Origin of the sequence: Streptomyces hainanensis (genome assembly GCF_004348415.1) — a bacterium.
GTDB lineage: Bacteria > Actinomycetota > Actinomycetes > Streptomycetales > Streptomycetaceae > Streptomyces > Streptomyces hainanensis.
Map to the genome: position 1 here is coordinate 1 of NZ_SMKI01000113.1, position 17,818 is coordinate 17,818.

Here is a 17,818-nt window from a genome sequence, read left to right on the forward strand (position 1 = left end):
GGTGGGCGCCGGCCGTCAGTGCAGTTCGTCGGCGAGGAGCTCGGCGATCTGGACCGCGTTGAGGGCCGCGCCCTTGCGGAGGTTGTCGTTGGAGACGAAGAGTGCCAGGCCGTGCTCCACCGTCTCGTCGCGCCGGATGCGGCCGACGAAGCTGGGGTCGTTGCCGGCGGCCTGCTGGGGGGTGGGGACGTCGGACAGCTCGACGCCCTCCGCCGCGGACAGCAGCTCGGTGGCGCGCTCGGGGGAGAGCGGGCGCTCGAAGCGGGCGTTGATCTGGAGCGAGTGGCCGCTGAAGACCGGCACCCGGACGCAGGTGCCGGAGACCTTGAGGTCGGGGATCTCCAGGATCTTGCGGCTCTCGTTGCGCAGCTTCTGCTCCTCGTCGGTCTCCGCGAGACCGTCCTCGACGATCGCGCCGGCCAGCGGGAGCACGTTGAAGGCGATCGGGCGCGCGTAGTTCTCCGGGGCCGGGAAGTCCACCGCGGTGCCGTCGAAGGCCAGCCGGGCCATGTCCTGGGCGGCGGCGGCCCGCGCCTGCCTGTCGAGCTCGGCGACGCCGGCGAGGCCGCTGCCGGAGACCGCCTGGTAGGTGGCGACCACCAGGGACGTCAGGCCGGCCTCGTGGTGGAGCGGACGCAGCACCGGCATGGCGGCCATGGTGGTGCAGTTCGGGTTGGCGATGATGCCCTTGGGGCGCCGGGCCACGGCGTGCGGGTTGACCTCGGAGACCACCAGCGGCACCTCGGGGTCCATCCGCCAGGCGGAGGAGTTGTCGACCACCACGGCGCCGGCCGCGGCGACCTTCTCGGCGAGCACCTTCGCGGTGCCCTTGCCGGCCGAGAAGAGCACGATGTCCAGGCCGGAGTAGTCGGCCGTGGCCGCGTCCTCCACGGTGATCAGGCCGTCCTGCCAGGGCAGCGTGCTGCCCGCCGACCGTGTCGAGGCGAACAGCCGGAGCTGGTCGACCGGGAACTTCCGCTCGGCCAGGATTCCGCGCATCACGCCGCCGACCTGTCCGGTGGCTCCGACGATCCCGATCTTCATGGGCTTCCTCTCGCTTCGGATGCACCTGCGGTGCATGCGTCCGTCCCGCTCTCCTACCCTGCACCGCCGGGCCCGACCGCGGCCACTTCTTTGACGCCGGTCACACCGGAGCGGCCGGTGCCACGGGATACTGCGGTGGTCACGGCGGTGGGGTAACGCCACCGTAACCGGATCGAACTAACCTCCACAGCCTGCGATCACCCGAGAGAGCCTGAGAGAAGGGCGGCCGGCGTGCAGCTGACCCCGCACGAGCAGGAGCGACTGCTGATCCACGTGGCCGCGGACGTGGCCGCCAAGCGCCGGGCCCGTGGGCTGCTGCTCAACCATCCGGAGGCGGTCGCGCTGATCACCGCCCACGTGCTGGAGGGCGCGCGGGACGGCCGCACCGTGGCCGAGCTGATGGACTCGGGGCGTCGGATCCTGGCCAGGGCCGACGTGATGGACGGGGTCCCCGAGATGATCCCGGACGTGCAGGTCGAGGCGACCTTCCCGGACGGCACCAAGCTCGTCACCGTCCACGAGCCCATCGCCTGAGCGCGGGGGAGGCACCGTGATTCCCGGAGAGTTCCTGTACGCCGAGACGCCGGTGACGCTCAACGAGGGCGCACCGGTCACCCGGCTCACCGTCCGCAACGTCGCCGACCGGCCGATCCAGGTCGGTTCGCACTACCACTTCGCCGAGGCCAACCCCGGGCTCGACTTCGACCGGGCGGCGGCCCACGGCCTGCGGCTCGGGATCGCCGCCGGCACGGCCGTCCGCTTCGAGCCGGGCATCCCCGTCGAGGTGGAGCTCGTGCCGCTGGCCGGCCGCCGGATCGTGCCGGGGCTGCGCGGCGAGACCGGAGGTGCCCTGTGAACGTCGCACCCGCGGCTGCCGGGCGCCGGTCGGCCGCTACCCCGACGACGTGCCGCGTGGGCGGAGAAGTGAACCCAAGGAGGGCGCATGGCTGAGCTGAGCCGACAGCGGTACGCCGACCTGTACGGCCCCACCACCGGGGACCGGGTGCGGCTCGCCGACACCGACCTGCTGATCGAGATCGAGGACGACCTCGCGGGCGGCCCGGGCCGGGCCGGCGAGGAGGCCGTGTTCGGCGGCGGCAAGGTGATCCGCGAGTCCATGGGGCAGTCGCGGGCCAGCCGTGCCGACGGCACCCCGGACACCGTGATCACCGGCGCGGTCGTGCTGGACCACACCGGCGTCGTGAAGGCCGACGTCGGGATCAGGGACGGCCGGATCACCGCGCTCGGCAAGGCCGGCAACCCGGACACCATGGACGGGGTGCACCCGGAGCTGGTGATCGGCCCGGAGACCGAGGTGATCGCCGGCAACGGCCGGATCCTCACCGCCGGCGGCGTCGACGCCCACGTCCACCTGATCTCCCCGACCATCGTCGACACGGCGCTGGCCTCCGGCGTCACCACCCTGATCGGCGGCGGCACCGGGCCGGCCGAGGGCTCCAAGGCCACCACCGTCACGCCCGGCTCCTGGCACCTGGCCCGGATGCTGGAGGCGCTGGACGGCGCCCCGATCAACCTCGGGCTGCTCGGCAAGGGCAACACCGTCTCGCACGAGGCGATGCGGGCCCAGCTGCGCGGCGGCGCCGTCGGCTTCAAGATCCACGAGGACTGGGGCGCCACCCCGGCCGTGATCGACGCCTGCCTGACCGTCTGCGAGGAGACCGGCGCCCAGCTGGCGATCCACACCGACACCCTCAACGAGGCCGGCTTCGTCGCCGACACCCTGGCCGCGATCGCCGGTCGGACGATCCACGCCTACCACACCGAGGGCGCGGGCGGCGGCCACGCGCCCGACATCATCACGGTGGTCTCCGAGCCCAACGTGCTGCCGAGCTCCACCAACCCGACCCGCCCGCACACCGTCAACACCGTCGAGGAACACCTCGACATGCTGATGGTCTGCCACCACCTCAACCCGGCGGTGCCCGAGGACCTGGCCTTCGCCGAGTCCCGGATCCGGCCGACGACGATCGCGGCCGAGGACATCCTGCACGACCTGGGCGCGATCTCGATCATCTCCTCCGACTCCCAGGCGATGGGCCGGGTCGGCGAGGTGATCACCAGGACCTGGCAGACCGCGCACGTGATGAAGCGGCGGCGCGGCGCGCTGCCGGGCGACGGCGCCGCCGACAACCTGCGGGCCCGTCGCTATGTCGCCAAATACACCATCAACCCGGCGGTGGCCCAGGGCCTCGACCACGAGATCGGCTCCGTCGAGCCGGGCAAGCTGGCCGACCTGGTGCTGTGGGAGCCGGCCTTCTTCGGGGTCAAACCGCTGCTGGTGCTCAAGGGCGGCCAGATCGCCTACGCCCAGATGGGCGACGCCAACGCCTCCATCCCCACGCCGCAGCCGGTGCTGCCCCGCCCGATGTTCGGCGCGCTCGGCCGGGCGGCCGCGTCCGGCTCGGTCAACTTCGTCACCCAGCTGGCGCTGGACGGCGGCCTCGACGAGCGGCTCGGGCTCGACAAGCGGTTCGTCACCATCGGCGACACCCGCCACACCACCAAGGCCGACATGCGGCTCAACGACGCCACACCGGCGGTCACCGTGGACCCCGACAGCTTCACCGTCACCATCGACGGCGAGCCGGTCGTCCCCGAACCGGCCGCGGAACTGCCCCTCGCACAGCGGTACTTCCTCTTCTGATGACGGGGCCGATCTGATGGGACCTCTTCCGACGGGCGGTCGCCGGTGAGGGCCGCCCTGCTGCTGCTGGCGGACGGCAGGTTCCCGGCCGGCGCGCACGCCCACTCGGGCGGCGCGGAGGCCGCCGTGCGCGCCGGGCGGATCAGCGGGCCCGACTCGCTAGAGGAGTTCTGCCGGGGCCGCCTGCACACGGCCGGCCTGGTCGCGGCGGCGCTGGCCGCCGCGGCCTGCGGCGGCCAGGACCCGGTCGCGCTCGACGCCGCCGCCGACGCCCGCACCCCGTCCCCGGCGCTGCGCGCCACGGCGCGCAGGCTCGGCCGGCAGCTGATGCGGGCCGCCCGTGCCACCTGGCCCTCGCCGGAGCTCGACGCGCTGGCCGCCGCCCACCGCGGCGGCCTCCACCAGCCCGTGGTGCTCGGGCTCGCCGCCCGGGCCGCCGGGCTCACCCCGGGCGACGCGGCCCGGGCCGCCGCCTACGACGCCGTCAGCGGCCCGTCGAGTGCCACCGTCCGACTGCTGTCGTCGGACCCGTTCGCCGCCACCGCGGTGCTGGCCCGCCTCGCCCACGAGGTCGACCGGGTCGCGGACCTGGCCACCGAGGCCGCCGCCCTCGGCGACCCCGACGCGCTGCCCGCCGCCTCCGCCCCGCTGCTCGACATCGGCGCCGAGGCCCACGCCGCCTGGCCCGTCCGCCTCTTCGCATCCTAGGAGCACCGCGAGATGCACCTCGACCACCCCGAGACCTTCCCCCACCGGCACACCCACCAGGCCGCCCACCAGGCCGCCGAGCCCGGCAGCCGGGCGCTCCGCATCGGGCTCGGCGGCCCGGTCGGCTCGGGCAAGACCGCCACCGTCGCCGCGCTCTGCCGCGCGCTGCGCGACCGGCTCGCCATCGGCGTCGTCACCAACGACATCTACACCCGCGAGGACGCCGACTTCCTGCTGCGCGCCGCCGTGCTGCCCGCCGAGCGGATCGTCGCCGTGGAGACCGGCGCCTGCCCGCACACCGCGATCCGCGACGACATCTCCGCCAACCTGGAGGCGGTGGAGGAGTTGGAGGAGCGGACCGGGCCGCTTGACCTGGTGCTGGTCGAGTCCGGCGGCGACAACCTCACCGCCACCTTCTCCACCGGCCTGGTCGACGCCCAGATCTTCGTGATCGACGTGGCCGGCGGCGACGACATCCCGCGCAAGGGCGGCCCCGGCGTCACCACCGCCGACCTCCTCGTCGTCAACAAGACCGACCTCGCGCCGTACGTCGGCTCCGACCTGGCGGCCATGGCCCGCGACGCGAAGGCGCAACGCGGCGAACTGCCGGTCGCGTTCACCTCGTTGCGGGAGGAGGACGGCGTCCGGCCGGTCGCCGACTGGGTGTCGGCCCGGCTCGCCGCCTGGGCCCCGGCGGCGGCGTGAGCGGCGCCGGCGTCACCGCCCACGCCAGGATCGTGGCCGCGGCCGACGGCTCGCTGCCGCTGCTGCGCGGCGACGGGCCGCTGGCGCTGCGCCGCACCCGCGCGGCCGGCCCGTACACGCAGGTCACCGTCGTCGGCGCGATGAGCGGCCCGCTCGGCGGCGACCGGCTCAGGCTGACGGCCGAGGCCGGGCCCGACGCGGCGCTGCGGGTCACCTCGGCCGCCGCCACCGTCGCCCTGCCGGGCCCGGACGGCGAGCCGGCCGCCTACGACGTGACGCTGACGGTGCGGGAGGGCGGCGAACTGCGCTGGCTGCCGGAGCCGTTGATCTCGGTGGCCGGCAGCGACCTGCGGACCACCACCCGGGTGGAGCTGGCGGCCGGCGCCCGCCTGGTACTGCGCGAACAGCTGGTCCTGGGACGGGCCGGGGAGGAACCAGGCCGACTCACCTCCCGGCTCGTCGTCCGCCACGCCGGCCGGCCGCTGCTCGACCAGGAGCTCTCCCTCGGCCCCCGCGCCCCTGGCTGGGACGGCGGCGCGGTGCTCGGCGGCCACCGTGCCGTCGGTCAACTCCTCGTCGTGGACCCGGTGTTCGAGGAGAAGCCGGCCGAGGCGCGGGTGCTGTCGGAGACCGCGGTGCTGGCCCCGCTGGCCGGCCCCGCCGCCCTGGTCACGGCCGTGGCGCCGGACGCGTTGCTGCTCGGCCGCCTGCTCGCCGAAGGCGCCGCCCGGCTGGGCGTCGCCGCTACCGACCGGGCCGCCTGAGGTCGGCGCGACCTGGATCGGGGCGAGGCCGGCTGAATGTGGTTGCGACGGCGTGGTGGCGGGTGCTGGCATTCCGGCATGAGCAGGATCGCCGAAGTCATCGTGCTGGCGCAGGACGCGGACGAGGTCATGGAACCGCTGACCCGGCCGGACGGGACGCGCACCTGGGGCGGCACGTTCCATGAGATACGGCCCGGTGGGCTCGGGGGGTTCGGCTGGGGCGCGGAGTTCGTGCGGATGGCTACCCGGTCCGGGCTGCTGAGGCACCTGGAGTCCCTGCCGTGGCCCCGGCCAGAGTCCGTGCAGGTGTTGATCCACGACGAGGAGGACGACTGCTTCGGGCTGTGGATGATCCACGACGGCAGGCTGGTGGAGATTCCGCTGCCCCGCACGCGGCGGGTCCACTTCGAGCCGCACGACGAGAGGTTTCCGCCCGACCCCGGGGTCCTGGTCCGGACGGACCGTGACCCGGCCTGGCCGGCGGAGACCGAGTCCGACGACCAGCCCAGGCCCCCGGCCTGGTGAGGCGGTGAGAGGCCCGGAGCGGAACGCGGGTTGGCTGGCCGCGTGACCGAACCGCGTACCGGGCGCGACGGATCGGCATGAGCCGCGACCCGGCCGACGACTTCGACGACCCCACCGCGCCCGAGGGGCCACCGCGTCCCGCCGTGCTCTACCGCGTCGCCCGGGGGGCCTCCACCGGGCCGTAGCGGGCGTCGGCGAGGGTGAGGTCGACGGCCGCGCCCGCGCTGTGCGGGGCGATCTCCGGCGGGGACACGTACCGGCTGGCCGCCGAGTGGAGCCGGTCGTCGGACCACGCGGGACGGTCGGCCCGCAGCTGCCCGGCGTACGCCTCGAAGTACCGCCGTTGGAGCGCGAGTGGCCGGTATCCCTCGACGAACAACAGCCGCAGGCCGTCCGGGAGTTGGGCCTGGGCGTCCAGCAGTCGCGCCAGCACGCCCTCCCGCAGGTGCGCGAAGGCCCCTGCGGGGTCCCGCCGTCGCGCGTCGACCAGCAGCGGCGGGGCATGGTCGCGGACGTCCACCAGGTGTTCGCCGCACTCGGCGACGGGTATGGCGGTGACGGCGGGGTCCGACATCAGGACGATCTCACTCATGCCCCGATCATGCCCGCCACCTGGGACGGCGCGGAAAGGGTGACGGATGCGAGCCGACGAGCGGGTGATGTTGGGGCGTAGTGGGGTGAGTGTCAGCCGGCTCGGGCTCGGGCTCGCGTCGGTTGGGGGGATGTTCCGGCCGGTGTCCGAGGCGCGGGCCCTGGCCACCGTCGACCGGGCCTGGCAGTTGGGGGTGCGGCTGTTCGACACGGCGCCGGTGTACGGCTACGGCCGCTCCGAGGAGCGCGCGGGGCGGGCGCTGCGGCCGAGGCGCCGGGGCGACTACGTGCTCTGCACCAAGGTCGGACGGCTCATCGAGCCGGGTGGCCGGGACACCCAGCCGATCTGGGCGGATCCGCCGCCGGGCGTCGGGCCGCGCCTCGACTACTCGCGGCGGGCGGTGCTGCGTTCGGTCGAGGACAGCCTGAGGCGGCTGGGCCTGGACCGGATCGACGTCCTGCACGTCCACGACCCGGACCTGGACTACCCGACGGCCCTCGCCGAGGCGTATCCGACCCTCGCCGAGCTGCGCGACCGGGGCACGGTCGGCGCGGTCTCCCTGGGGGTGAACCACGCCGACGTCGCCGCCCGTTTCCTCCGCGAGGCCCCGGCCCCCGGCCCCGACTGCGTGCTGCTGGCCGGCCGTTACACCCTGCTCGACCAGTCGGGCCTGGACGACCTGCTCCCGCTGTGCGTCGACCGTGGCGTCGCCGTCCTCGCGGCCGGCGTCTACCAGGGCGGCCTGCTGGCCGCCCCGCACGCCGACGGCGACGTCCCGCCGGCCCTCGCCGAACGCGTCCGCACGCTCCGCGCGATCTGCGAACGCCACGACGTCCCGCCCCTCGCGGCGGCCATCCAGTTCCCGCTGGCCCACCCCGCCGTCACGTCCGTCGTCGTCGGCGCGCGGAGCCCCGAGGAGATCACCGCCAGCGCGGACCTGCTCACCCGGGCCTTACCCCCCGCGCTCTGGTCCGACCTGCGCGGCGCCGGCCTGCTCTCCGGGGCGGCCCCGGTGCCGTGAGGCGCCCGGCTACCCGGCGGGGCTCGCCGGCTCGCGCCGCCCGCGCACGGTTCCGTCCCACCGCCAGGACGTGCGCCGGGGCAGGTCGGGGAGCGAGGCGCGGCCCGTGCACCACAGCAGGGTGTCGGACGGGCCGTGCCCTGACGGCGCGTCGGGGAAGAGCCGGTCGAGGGCGGCGGAGGCCAGGTCGTCCGGCGGGTCCCACGGCAGGCCGAGGGTGCGGGCGATGTCGTGGGTGTGGAGGGTGAGTTCGACGATGCCCATGGCGGCGAAACCGGTGGCGTCCGAGTGCCCCCAGGGGTGCCAGGAGCGCGCGTCGGGGGTCGTGTCGCGGACGGTGGCGGTGAGGAGCGCGGTGGCGATGCGGAGACCGTCGAGACAGTCCGGCACGGGGGCCGCGGGGTCGAGCGAGGCGAAGAGGGTGACGTAGCGGTCGTCGCGCCGGGAGACCAGCAGGCCGGTGTAGCCGACCAGCCCGAGGGCGAGGTGGTCGAGCGTCTCGCGGCAGCTCCAGTCGAGGCCGTGGGCGGGGCGTGACCAGTCCTGGTCGGCGCCTTCGAGGAGGACGTCGAGACAGCGGTCGGCGGCGGCGGCCAGCAGCTCCGGCCACGACACGGTGGCGGTGGTCACCTGGCGTCCGCCGGCTTCTTCAGGACCTCGATCACGCTGGCGTAGCTGTCCGAGCCGTGGCCGGCGGCGCTGGCCCGCTCCATGGCCGACCTCAGGAGCTCGGGCAGCGCGTTGTCGACGCCGCGGGCCGCCGCGGCGTGGACGAGGTGGTCGATGGCCGCGATCTGCACGTCGACGGTGGCGTCGTCGCCCGGGTAGCGGCCGGCGTCCACCTGCGGCGCGTACGTGGTGAGGAATCCGGCCACGGCGGTCAGCCAGCGGAGCGCGACGGGGGTGAAGGCCGTGGCCGGCGTCCCCTCCGCGCCGACCAGCGCGGTGCCGTGCAGCCAGCCGGTCATGGTGGACCACATCAGGCCGAGCAACGCGGCGTCGTAGAGGGAGGCCAGGCCCGGGTCGGCGCCCAGGTAGAGGGGGTCGCCCAGGGCCGCCAGCGTCGGGCGGTGGGCCTCGAAGACGGCGGACGAACCGCTGTAGAGGAACATCGTCTCCGGGTTGCCGACGCCTGGCGGGGTGGTCATGATCGCGCCGTCGAGGTAGTCGAGGCCGTGGGACCCGGCCCAGGCGGCGGCCTCGTGGGCCTGCTCGGGAGCGCCGGTGGTGAGGTTGACCAGGGTCCTTCCCGCCAGCGCGGCGGCGAAGGGGTCGAGGACCACGTGCAGCGCCGGGTGGTCCAGCACGCAGGCGAGGGTGAGCGGGCTCGCCGCGACCGCCTCCCCCGGGGTCGCGGCCAGGCGGGCGCCCCGGTCGACCAGCGGTCGGGCCCTGGACGCGGACCGGTTCCACACGGTGGTCGGGTGGCCCCGGTCGAGCAGCGCGGCGGCCAGCGCCGAGCCCATGGAGCCCAACCCGATGACGGTGACGGCCTGGCGATCGGTGTTCATGTCGACGACTTCTCCTACGTCCTTCGTCCGCACGCGGCGGTGATCACGTACGGAACACGCTCGCAGCGCGCGGCGAGCGGGAGAAGTGACACCGGTGACGGCGGCCACCACATTCCTGCCATACCCTTCGGGCCATGAGCGTCGGTTCTGTCGCGGTGGTCGTGGCCGAGGAGATCGGGGTCCCCTCCTGGGACCTGTACGAACTGAGCATCCCGTGCACCGTCTTCGGGAAGCCGCAGCCCGATCTGGCCGACCCCTGGTACGAGTTGCGGCTCTGCGGCACCGGGGCGGGCGACGGAGGGACGGCCGGCACCGGGCTCACGCTGCGGACCGGCCACGGGCTCGACGGCCTCGTCGACGCCGACACGGTCATCGTGCCCTCGGTGCCCGACTCCTGCGTCGACGAGGGCAGGCCGCTGGCACCGGAGTTGGTCACGGCCCTGCGCCGGGCCCACGACGCGGGGGCCCGCATGGTCTCCCTGTGCACCGGGGCCTTCGCGCTCGCCGAGGCGGGGCTGCTCGACGGGCGTCGCGCCACCGCCCACTGGATGCACACCGCCCAACTGGCCGAGCGGTACCCGAAGGTGGACGTCGACGAGTCGGTGCTGTACGTGGACGACGGCGACGTGCTCACCAGCGCCGGGCTGACCGCCGGCCTCGACCTGTGCCTGCACCTGGTGCGCCGCGACCTCGGCGCGCACGTCGCCAACCAGCTGGCCCGCCGCATGGTGGTGCCCGCCCACCGGCCCGGCGGTCAGGCGCAGTTCGTCGAGCTGTCCGTGCCCGCCAGGGACGACGAGGGGCTCGGCCCGGTGCTCGACTGGGCCCGGGCCCACCTGGACCGGCCGCTGACGGTCGAGGAGTTGGCCCGGCGGGCCGCCATGAGCCCGCGCACGTTCTACCGGCGGCTCCGGGCGGCCACCGGGACGACGCCCCTGCGGTGGCTCCTGAACCAGCGCCTGGGGCGGGCCCGGGAGCTGCTGGAGTCGACGGACCTCCCGATCGAGAAGGTCGGGGAGCTGAGCGGCCTCGGCACGGCCAACAACCTCCGCCACCACTTCCTCAGGCAGCTCGGGGTGTCGCCCGGCGCCTACCGCCGCGCCTTCCCCCGGGAGGCGCCCGGGGGCTACGGCGGGGGCTACGGCGAGGGTTACAGCAGGCCGAGCAGCACCGGCAGTTTCCGCATGTCGTCGAAGACGACCGTGTCGGGGCCGGCCAGCCAGTCGGCCGGGGTGAGGCCGCCGGCGTAGCCGAAGGACCGCATGCCGGCGGCGCGGGCGGCCTGGACGCCGTACTGGCTGTCCTCGACCACCACGCAGCGGGCGGGCTCGACGCCCATCCGCTCGGCGGCGTGCAGGAACAGGTCGGGGGCCGGCTTGCCGCGGGCCACCTCGGAGGCGCTGAAGATGCGGCCGGCGAACCGGTCGTGGAGCCCGGTGCGGGTGAGGGTGCGCCGCATCTTGTCGTGGCCGCCGCTGGAGGCGATGCAGTGCGGGATGGTGATCGCGGCCAGCGCCTCGCTGATGCCGGCCACCTCGGTGAGCTCCGCGTCGACGATCTCCGCGAGCCGCAGCCGGTACTGCTCGGACCAGGTGGCCGCCGCCACCTCGCCGAGGCGTTCGGCGATCTGGGCCTGGACGGCGCGCTCGGAGCGGCCCAGGAACCGGTCGACGATCTCGTGCTCGGTCAGCGCCCAGCCCAGCTCCGCGCCGAGCTCGACACAGACCCGCAGGGCGAGCGGTTCGCTGTCGACCAGCACGCCGTCGCAGTCGAAGACGACCAGGTCGATCGGGGGGTGAGGGGGAGCGGCCACCCGGGCAGCCTAACCGGAAAGCGTTGGCGTCCGGGGCGGCGGCTCACTACAACGGGGCCATGGGGATCTGGACCGACACGTTCTTCGCGCCCGCCGCGCCCGCGCTGGTCGACCGCGAGGTCTTCGGGCGGCTGGTGGTCGACCTGGCCAGGGAGCGGGTGGTGCGCACCCCCTGGTCGCTGCTGGCGGGGACGCTGTGCGTCAACGCCAGCCTCAACTGGGGGAGCGTCAGCGGGGAGGCCCGCTGGAAGCGGCCGCCCGTCGGGACGGTGCTGCGCACGGAGGAGTACCCGGAGTGGCTGGAGTCCGACGACGAGCCGCCGCCCTGGGGCGACTCGTACGAGGAGGCGCGGCTGCTGGCCACCGGGGAGGCGATCCTCGACGTGCTGCCGGCGCTGCGGGCGGCCCCGTACGGGCGGGAGGACGTGGCGGTGGTCTTCCCGCGGCTGGACTACGGCAACAAGGCCGTCGCCGACCACTACTGGCACGAGGACCACCGGACGCCGCTGGTGGCCTTCGCGCTGGCCGGCACGCAGCGGCGGCCCCTGTTCGCCAACACCACGGGCGATCCCGACGGCGGGCCGACCCACCCGGTGCGGACCTGCGTCGTGCACACCTACAAGATCGCGCCCGACGAGCCGCCCCCGCCGCTGCTCGCCGTCCTCTCCCGCCACCTCGGCCCCGAACTTGTCAGCGGCATGAACCGGGGGTGAGGCGGCCGCGCCGACCGTCGATCGTCGTGTGGGCGAAGGGAGTTGGGGCGTTCGTTTTCGGCCGCCGCTGATCGTCGCCGAACCGCCGGTGACCTGCGCGTTCACCGTAATCGTACGGATGTTCGATGGCTGGTTTATGGTGGACCGGAAACGGTGCTGGGACAGGGGGGCCGGGCGTGACGGGAGGTGCGGATGTCCACGGACTTCGTTCATCTGCGTGTCGCGTCCGGGTTCTCGGCGCGCTACGGGGCCTCCCATCCGGAGCGGCTCGCCGAGCGGGCCGCGGAGCGCGACATGGCGGCCGTGGCACTGACCGACCGGGACACCCTGGGCGGCGCGGTGCGGTTCGCCAGGGCGTGCGTGGGGGCCGGGGTGCGGCCGCTGTTCGGGGTGGAGCTGGCCGTGGCGCAGCCCGGCGGCACACCCGAGCGGCGGCGACGCGGGACGCCGGTGCGGGGCGGCGCGTTCCTCGACGAGTCCGCGCCCCGGGCGGTCTTCCTCGCCAGGGACGGCGCGGCCGGCTGGGCCCAGCTCTGCCGGCTGGTCACCGCCGCGCACGCCGCGGGGCCCGGCGCGCGGCCCGTGCTGCCCTGGGCCGAGACGCACGGCGCGGGGCTGACCGTGCTGCTCGGCCCCGACACCCCCACCGGCCGCGCGCTGGCCGCCGGCCGCCCCGACCTGGCGGCGCGGCTGCTCGCGCCCTGGCGCGAGGTCTTCGGGGACGAGGCGCTGCGGATCGAGGTCGACGCGGCGGGCCCGCTGCGCGCGGCGGCCCGCGCGCTCGGGCTCGCCGCCGAGGTCGGCGTCGCGCCCGTGCTCGCCAACCGGGTCCGCTACGCCGACCCCGGACAGGGCCGGGTCGCCGACGTGCTGGACGCCGCCCGCCGGCTGCGGCCCATCGACCCGCGCGGCCCACTGGACGGCGGCGACGCCTGGCTGCGCGGGCCGGACGAGATGGCCAGGGCCGCCGAGCGGATCGCCGAGGCCGCCGGGTTCGGCCCGGCCACCGCCCGCCGGCTGCTCGACCTCACCGCCGAGACCGCGGCGGCCTGCCGGGTGCATCCGGAGCACGACCTCGGCATCGGCGGCGTCCGCTTCCCCGAGCCGCACCTGGTCGGCGCCGCCCACCGCACCGCGGACCGGGTGCTGCGCTCCCGCTGCGCCGCCGGCATGGTGGCGCGCCGCTACGACCGAGACCCGGAGCGCTGGGCCCGCCTCGACGAGGAGCTGGCGACCATCGCCACGCTCGGCTTCGCCTCCTACTTCCTGACCGTGGCCCAGGTCGTCGACGACATCAGGGGCCTCGGCATCCGGGTCGCGGCGCGCGGCTCGGGGGCCGGCTCGCTGGTCAACCACCTGCTGGGCATCGCGAACGCCGACCCGGTGGAGCACGGCCTGCTGATGGAACGGTTCCTCTCCCCGCGTCGGGTCGTGCTGCCGGACATCGACGTCGACGTGGAGTCGGCCAGGCGGCTCGAGGCGTACCGGGCGATCCTGGGCCGCTTCGGCGAGCGCCGGGTCGCCACCGTCGCCATGCCCGAGACCTACCGGGTGCGGCACGCGGTGCGGGACGTCGGCCTGGCGCTCGGCGTCGACCCGGCCGAGGTGGACCGGCTCGCCAAGGCGTTCCCGCACATCAGGGCCAGGGACGCGCGCGCCGCGCTGGCGGAGCTGCCCGAGCTGCGCGGCGTCGACCCGGAGCGGCAGGGGCAGCGGTTCTGGGAGCTGGTGGAGGCGCTGGACGCGCTGCCCCGCGGCGTCGCCATGCACCCGTGCGGGGTGCTGCTCTCCGACGCCTCGCTGCTGGCCCGCACCCCGGTGGTGCCCACCAGCGGCGAGGGCTTCCCCATGTCGCAGTTCGACAAGGACGACGTGGAGGACCTCGGGCTGCTCAAGCTCGACGTGCTGGGGGTGCGGATGCAGTCCGCGATGGCGTACGCCGTGTCCGAGACGGAGCGGGCCACCGGAACCCGGATCGACCTGGACCGGGTACCGCCCGACGACCGCGAGACCTACGAGCTGATCCGCTCGACCGAGACGCTCGGCTGCTTCCAGATCGAGTCGCCCGGCCAGCGGGACCTGATCGGCCGGCTCCAGCCGAGCACCTTCCACGACCTCGTCGTCGACATATCGCTCTTCCGGCCCGGGCCCGTCGCCGCCGACATGGTGCGGCCGTTCATCGAGGCCAGGCACGGCCGACGCCCGGTGCGCCACCCGCACCGGGACCTGGAGCCGGTGCTCCGCGAGACCTACGGGGTGGTGGTCTTCCACGAGCAGATCATCGAGGTGCTCGCCCGGCTGACCGGCTGCGACCGGGCGATGGCCGACGAGGCCAGGCGGGCGCTGTCCGACCCGGAGCGGCAGCCGCGGGTGCGCGAGTGGTTCGCCGCCGGCGCCGCGGCGCGCGGCTACCCGCCCGACGTCGTCGAACGCACCTGGAAGATCGTCGAGGCGTTCGGCTCCTACGGCTTCTGCAAGGCGCACGCGGTCGCCTTCGCGGTGCCCACCTACCAGTCGGCCTGGCTCAAGGCGCACCACCCGGCGGCCTTCTACGCCGGGCTGCTCGCGCACGACCCGGGGATGTACCCCAAGCGGCTGCTGCTGGCCGACGCGCGTCGGCGCGGGGTGCCGGTGCTGCCGCTGGACGTGAACGCCTCCGACGCCGCCTATCGAATCGAACTGGAGTCTGAATCCGGTGTGTGGGGGATCAGGCTCGCGCTGAGCGAGGTGAAGGGCATCACCGAGGAGGAGGCGACACGGATCGCCGCCGGTCGGCCCTACGCCTCGCTCACCGATCTGGTCAACCGGGGCGCCCCCGCCCGGCCGACCGCCGAACGGCTCGCCAAGGTCGGCGCGTTGGACGCCTTCGGCGACAACCGCCGCGACCTGCTGCTGCACCTCGCCGAGCTGTACCGGCAGCGCCGGGGCACGGCGGCCGGCGCCGGGGGCCGCCAACTGCCGTTCGGCGACGCCGCGCGCACCCCACCGGCCGGGCTGCCCGACCTGGACGCGGACGAGCGGCTCGACGCCGAGCTCGGCGTGCTCGGCATGGAGACCTCCCGCCACCTGATGGCCGACCACCGCGCCCTGCTCGACGAGTTGGGCGCGCTCACCGCCCGCCGGCTGCGCGACGCGGAGCACGGCGAGACCGTGCTGGTCGCGGGCGCCAAGGCGGCCACCCAGACCCCGCCGATCAGGTCGGGGAAGCGGGTGATCTTCGTCACCCTGGACGACGACACGGGCCTGGTCGACCTGGCCTTCTTCGAGGACAGCCACGCCGCCTGCGCGCACACCGTCTTCCACTCCTGGCTGCTGCTGGTGCGCGGCACGGTGCAGCGGCGCGGGCCGCGCACCCTGAGCGTGGTCGGCCAGGCCGCCTGGAACCTGGCCGAGTTGGCCGACCTCCGCCGCACCGGCGGCCTGGACGCGGTCGCTGAACGGCTCGCGGCCCCGCCGCCCGAGTCGGACGGCGAGGACGGCGAGGACGGCGGCGACGGGGAGGGTGGCGGCGACGGCGAGGTCGGGAAGTCGACAGAGGGACCGGACGACACCGCGGGCACGGGCGTCGTGGAGCGACGAATCGAGTTGTCGACCGGCTACACCCTCCACCCGTGGGCCGACCTCCGGCCCGCCGGCGACTCCACCGGGTCGGCTCCGCGGAAGCTGTGGCACGCCAGCCCGGGGAGCGCCGGATGACCGGGGCCGTGCTCCACATCCGCTTCCCCGGCTGCCCGCCGGAGCGCTATCCCGCGCTGCTGCGGCTGCTGCACGGCATCACCCCGGTCGTGCAGGCGCTGCCGCCCGACGCCGCGCTCGCCGACGTCCGGGGCGCCCAGCGCTACTTCGGCCTGGACGCGGTCCAACTCGCCCGTCTCGTCCGGGTCAGGGTGCTCGCCCTGCACGGCACCGACTGCGCGGTCGGCGTCGCGGGCAACCCCCTGCTCGCCCGGCTGGCCCTCGACCGGCTCGGCCGCGCCCCCGGTGTGTTCGCCGTGCCCGACACCGCGTCCGGGGTCGCCGGCTTCCTCGCCGACCAGCCCGTCGCCGCGCTGCCCGGCGTCGGCTCCGCGACCGCGCGGGCGCTGGCCGACTACGGCCTGGAGACGGCGGGCGAGACCGCCGCCGCGCCGTCCGCCACTCTCCAGCGCATCCTCGGCGCCGCCACCGCGCGCCGCGTCCGCCAGGCGGCCAGGGGCGTCGACCCGACCCCGGTCGTCCCCAGCGGCCCCGCCCGCGTCCTGATCGCCGAACACCGCTTCGCGAACGACGAGTTGGACGCCGAACGGCGCCGCAGGGCGCTGCTCACCCTCGCCGACGAGCTCGGCTTCCGGCTGCGCGACACGGGCCAGACCACCGGCTCGCTCGCCCTGACCGTCCGCTACGCCGACCTGACCGCCACCACCCGTGGCCGGACCCTCCCCGAACCGACCGCGCACACCCCGGCGTTGGTCGGCGTCGCCTACGCGCTGCACGACGCGCTCGGCCTCCAGCGGGCCCGGGTCAGGGCGGTCGTGCTGCGGGCCGACGCGCTCGCCGACGCGGCCCACGCCACCCGCCAGCTCTCCCTCGACCCGCGCGACGAGCGCCGCCGGCTGGCCGAGGCGGCGGCCGACCGCGCCCGCCGCCGCTTCGGCCCCCGGGCCGCCGGCCCGGCCGGAGTCCTGGACGTGGCGTGAGGAATGTGCCCATGGCGGGGTCCTCCCGTGCCGAATCCTTCACCGCCGGGCAGGTGGGCAGGCGGGTTACTCGCCCGTAACTTGACGAGTACTCGGCAGTAACCGTGGTCCGGACCGCGTGGTGCCACCCCCCAGTGCGCTCAGCGAGGAGACCACCCCATGCTGTCCAGGAAACGCCCCTTACGGCGCCGCGCCCGGCTGTTGGCCGGTGCGGCGCTCGTCGCCCTTCCGCTCGTCCTGTTCCCCGGCGCCGCCGGGGCGACCGCCGCCGTCCCCTCCGCCGCGGCCTCGGCCGGCGGCTGGAACGAGGACGACTGCGCCCCCGCCGCCCGACACCCCAGGCCCGTCGTGCTGGTCCACGGCACCGGCGCCAACGGAACGGTCAACTGGCTCGGCCTCGCGCCCTACCTGGCCGACCGCGGCTACTGCGTCTACTCCTTCGACTACGGCATGCTGCCCGGCGTGCCGATCCTCGGCGGCCTCGGCCCGATGGAGGAGTCGGCCGACCAGCTCGCGGAGTTCGTCGACGAGGTGCTGGCCGAGACCGGTGCCCGCGAGGTCGACCTCGTCGGCCACTCCCAGGGGGGCGTGCTGCCCCGCTACTACCTCAAGCACCACCAGGGCGCCGCCGGCAAGGTGAACGCGCTGGTCGGCATCGCGCCCAACACCAACGGCACCACGCTGGCCGGCCTGACGCGGCTGCTCGACGTCTTCCCCGGCCTGGAGGACGCCATCGCGGCCGGCGCGCCCGCCCTGGCCCAGCAGGTGGCCGGCTCCGACTTCATGACCGCGCTCAACTCCGGCGGCTACACCGTGCCCGGCGTGACCTACACGGTGATCGCGACCCGCTACGACGAGATCGTCACCCCCTACCGCTCGCAGTTCATCGACGAGCCCGGGGTGCGGAACGTGCTGCTCCAGGACCTGTGCCCGATCGACTTCTCCGAGCACGCGACGATCGGCCTGCTGAGCCGGGTGGCCTTCCACGAGACGGCCAACGCGCTCGATCCGGCCGGCGCCGAGCGGACCGACTGCGGCGACCTGCTCGGGTAGCGGCGGGAGAGGGGGAGAGGGGGAGAGG

Annotated in this window: 17 protein-coding genes and 2 pseudogenes; 14 read left to right on the plus strand and 5 right to left on the minus strand. The window is 75.1% G+C overall.

Going from position 1 to position 17,818, the window contains the following annotated elements; all coding sequences use genetic code 11:
* Window positions 1–15: 15 nt before the first annotated feature.
* Window positions 16–1,044, minus strand: coding sequence for an aspartate-semialdehyde dehydrogenase (locus tag E1283_RS12935; RefSeq protein ID WP_132818144.1), 1,029 nt, complete (start codon window positions 1,042–1,044; stop codon window positions 16–18).
* A 231-nt stretch (window positions 1,045–1,275) separates the two neighbouring features.
* On the opposite strand from E1283_RS12935, the gene E1283_RS12940 reads away from it, so the two are divergent.
* The 8 genes and pseudogenes from E1283_RS12940 to E1283_RS38705 form a co-directional block, all read left to right on the plus strand.
* Entirely contained in the window at window positions 1,276–1,578 is a 303-nt protein-coding gene (locus E1283_RS12940; RefSeq protein WP_132818145.1) for an urease subunit gamma, read from the plus strand.
* A 16-nt stretch (window positions 1,579–1,594) separates the two neighbouring features.
* Window positions 1,595–1,900, plus strand: coding sequence for an urease subunit beta (locus E1283_RS12945; protein ID WP_132818146.1), 306 nt, complete (start codon window positions 1,595–1,597; stop codon window positions 1,898–1,900).
* A gap of 87 nt (window positions 1,901–1,987) precedes the next feature.
* Entirely contained in the window at window positions 1,988–3,709 is a 1,722-nt protein-coding gene (locus E1283_RS12950; RefSeq protein WP_132818147.1) for an urease subunit alpha, read from the plus strand.
* 45 nt (window positions 3,710–3,754) lie between these two features.
* A complete protein-coding gene (locus tag E1283_RS12955) occupies window positions 3,755–4,417 on the plus strand; it encodes an urease accessory protein UreF (protein WP_132818148.1) in 663 nt (220 codons plus the stop codon).
* A 12-nt stretch (window positions 4,418–4,429) separates the two neighbouring features.
* Entirely contained in the window at window positions 4,430–5,122 is a 693-nt protein-coding gene (ureG, locus tag E1283_RS12960; RefSeq protein ID WP_132818149.1) for an urease accessory protein UreG, read from the plus strand.
* Complete coding sequence (locus E1283_RS12965) at window positions 5,119–5,886, plus strand: urease accessory protein UreD (protein WP_243744806.1); 768 nt, start codon at window positions 5,119–5,121, stop codon at window positions 5,884–5,886. The genes ureG and E1283_RS12965 overlap by 4 nt, the downstream gene beginning before the upstream one ends.
* A gap of 78 nt (window positions 5,887–5,964) precedes the next feature.
* Entirely contained in the window at window positions 5,965–6,411 is a 447-nt protein-coding gene (locus E1283_RS12970; protein WP_132818151.1) for a hypothetical protein, read from the plus strand.
* A 65-nt stretch (window positions 6,412–6,476) separates the two neighbouring features.
* Window positions 6,477–6,596: pseudogene (locus E1283_RS38705) on the plus strand (GNAT family N-acetyltransferase); the annotation flags it as partial.
* 2 nt (window positions 6,597–6,598) lie between these two features.
* Here E1283_RS38705 and E1283_RS12980 read toward each other — a convergent pair.
* Window positions 6,599–7,003 (minus strand): annotated as a pseudogene (locus tag E1283_RS12980) (M15 family metallopeptidase domain-containing protein); the annotation flags it as partial.
* Window positions 7,004–7,145: 142 nt separating this feature from the next.
* On the opposite strand from E1283_RS12980, the gene E1283_RS12985 reads away from it, so the two are divergent.
* Window positions 7,146–8,024, plus strand: coding sequence for an aldo/keto reductase (locus E1283_RS12985; protein WP_425086164.1), 879 nt, complete (start codon window positions 7,146–7,148; stop codon window positions 8,022–8,024).
* A gap of 9 nt (window positions 8,025–8,033) precedes the next feature.
* Here the strand turns inward: E1283_RS12985 and E1283_RS12990 are convergent, their stop codons facing one another.
* The gene (locus E1283_RS12990) at window positions 8,034–8,654 is read right to left on the minus strand and encodes a maleylpyruvate isomerase N-terminal domain-containing protein (protein WP_243744807.1); all 621 of its coding nucleotides are present in this window, start codon (window positions 8,652–8,654) and stop codon (window positions 8,034–8,036) included.
* Window positions 8,651–9,535 carry an NAD(P)-dependent oxidoreductase gene (locus E1283_RS12995; protein ID WP_132818153.1) on the minus strand — a complete coding sequence of 295 codons (885 nt, stop codon included), beginning with the start codon at window positions 9,533–9,535 and terminating at the stop codon, window positions 8,651–8,653. Before E1283_RS12995 ends, E1283_RS12990 begins: the two co-directional genes overlap by 4 nt.
* Window positions 9,536–9,690: 155 nt before the next feature.
* Here E1283_RS12995 and E1283_RS13000 point away from each other — a divergent pair, with 155 nt between their 5' ends.
* Complete coding sequence (locus E1283_RS13000; RefSeq protein ID WP_425086165.1) at window positions 9,691–10,785, plus strand: GlxA family transcriptional regulator; 1,095 nt, start codon at window positions 9,691–9,693, stop codon at window positions 10,783–10,785.
* On the opposite strand, the gene E1283_RS13005 is transcribed toward E1283_RS13000, so the two are convergent.
* Window positions 10,686–11,348 carry an HAD family hydrolase gene (locus E1283_RS13005; RefSeq protein ID WP_132818155.1) on the minus strand — a complete coding sequence of 221 codons (663 nt, stop codon included), beginning with the start codon at window positions 11,346–11,348 and terminating at the stop codon, window positions 10,686–10,688. The genes E1283_RS13000 and E1283_RS13005 overlap by 100 nt on opposite strands.
* A gap of 59 nt (window positions 11,349–11,407) precedes the next feature.
* On the opposite strand from E1283_RS13005, the gene E1283_RS13010 reads away from it, so the two are divergent.
* The 4 genes from E1283_RS13010 to E1283_RS13025 all read left to right on the plus strand — a co-directional run bounded on the left by E1283_RS13010 (window position 11,408) and on the right by E1283_RS13025 (window position 17,790).
* Window positions 11,408–12,061 carry a hypothetical protein gene (locus tag E1283_RS13010; protein ID WP_132818156.1) on the plus strand — a complete coding sequence of 218 codons (654 nt, stop codon included), beginning with the start codon at window positions 11,408–11,410 and terminating at the stop codon, window positions 12,059–12,061.
* A 192-nt stretch (window positions 12,062–12,253) separates the two neighbouring features.
* Window positions 12,254–15,757, plus strand: coding sequence for a DNA polymerase III subunit alpha (locus tag E1283_RS13015; protein ID WP_132818157.1), 3,504 nt, complete (start codon window positions 12,254–12,256; stop codon window positions 15,755–15,757).
* Window positions 15,754–16,737, plus strand: a complete 984-nt coding sequence (locus E1283_RS13020) for a DNA polymerase Y family protein (RefSeq protein ID WP_132818158.1) — start codon at window positions 15,754–15,756, stop codon at window positions 16,735–16,737. Before E1283_RS13015 ends, E1283_RS13020 begins: the two co-directional genes overlap by 4 nt.
* A 159-nt stretch (window positions 16,738–16,896) precedes the next feature.
* Window positions 16,897–17,790: an esterase/lipase family protein gene (locus tag E1283_RS13025; RefSeq protein ID WP_132818159.1), complete on the plus strand. Its 894-nt coding sequence runs from the start codon at window positions 16,897–16,899 to the stop codon at window positions 17,788–17,790.
* Window positions 17,791–17,818 lie beyond the last annotated feature (28 nt).

Bases quoted from the DNA above. Each gene is read 5' to 3' on its own strand.
- E1283_RS13020 (WP_132818158.1), top strand. From the start codon at position 15,754: ATGACCGGGGCCGTGCTCCACATCCGCTTCCCCGGCTGCCCGCCGGAG.
- E1283_RS13025 (WP_132818159.1), top strand. From the start codon at position 16,897: ATGCTGTCCAGGAAACGCCCCTTACGGCGCCGCGCCCGGCTGTTGGCC.
- E1283_RS13010 (WP_132818156.1), top strand. From the start codon at position 11,408: ATGGGGATCTGGACCGACACGTTCTTCGCGCCCGCCGCGCCCGCGCTG.
- E1283_RS12995 (WP_132818153.1), bottom strand. From the start codon at position 9,535: ATGAACACCGATCGCCAGGCCGTCACCGTCATCGGGTTGGGCTCCATG.
- E1283_RS12950 (WP_132818147.1), top strand. From the start codon at position 1,988: ATGGCTGAGCTGAGCCGACAGCGGTACGCCGACCTGTACGGCCCCACC.
- E1283_RS12970 (WP_132818151.1), top strand. From the start codon at position 5,965: ATGAGCAGGATCGCCGAAGTCATCGTGCTGGCGCAGGACGCGGACGAG.
- E1283_RS13015 (WP_132818157.1), top strand. From the start codon at position 12,254: ATGTCCACGGACTTCGTTCATCTGCGTGTCGCGTCCGGGTTCTCGGCG.
- E1283_RS12935 (WP_132818144.1), bottom strand. From the start codon at position 1,044: ATGAAGATCGGGATCGTCGGAGCCACCGGACAGGTCGGCGGCGTGATG.
- ureG (WP_132818149.1), top strand. From the start codon at position 4,430: ATGCACCTCGACCACCCCGAGACCTTCCCCCACCGGCACACCCACCAG.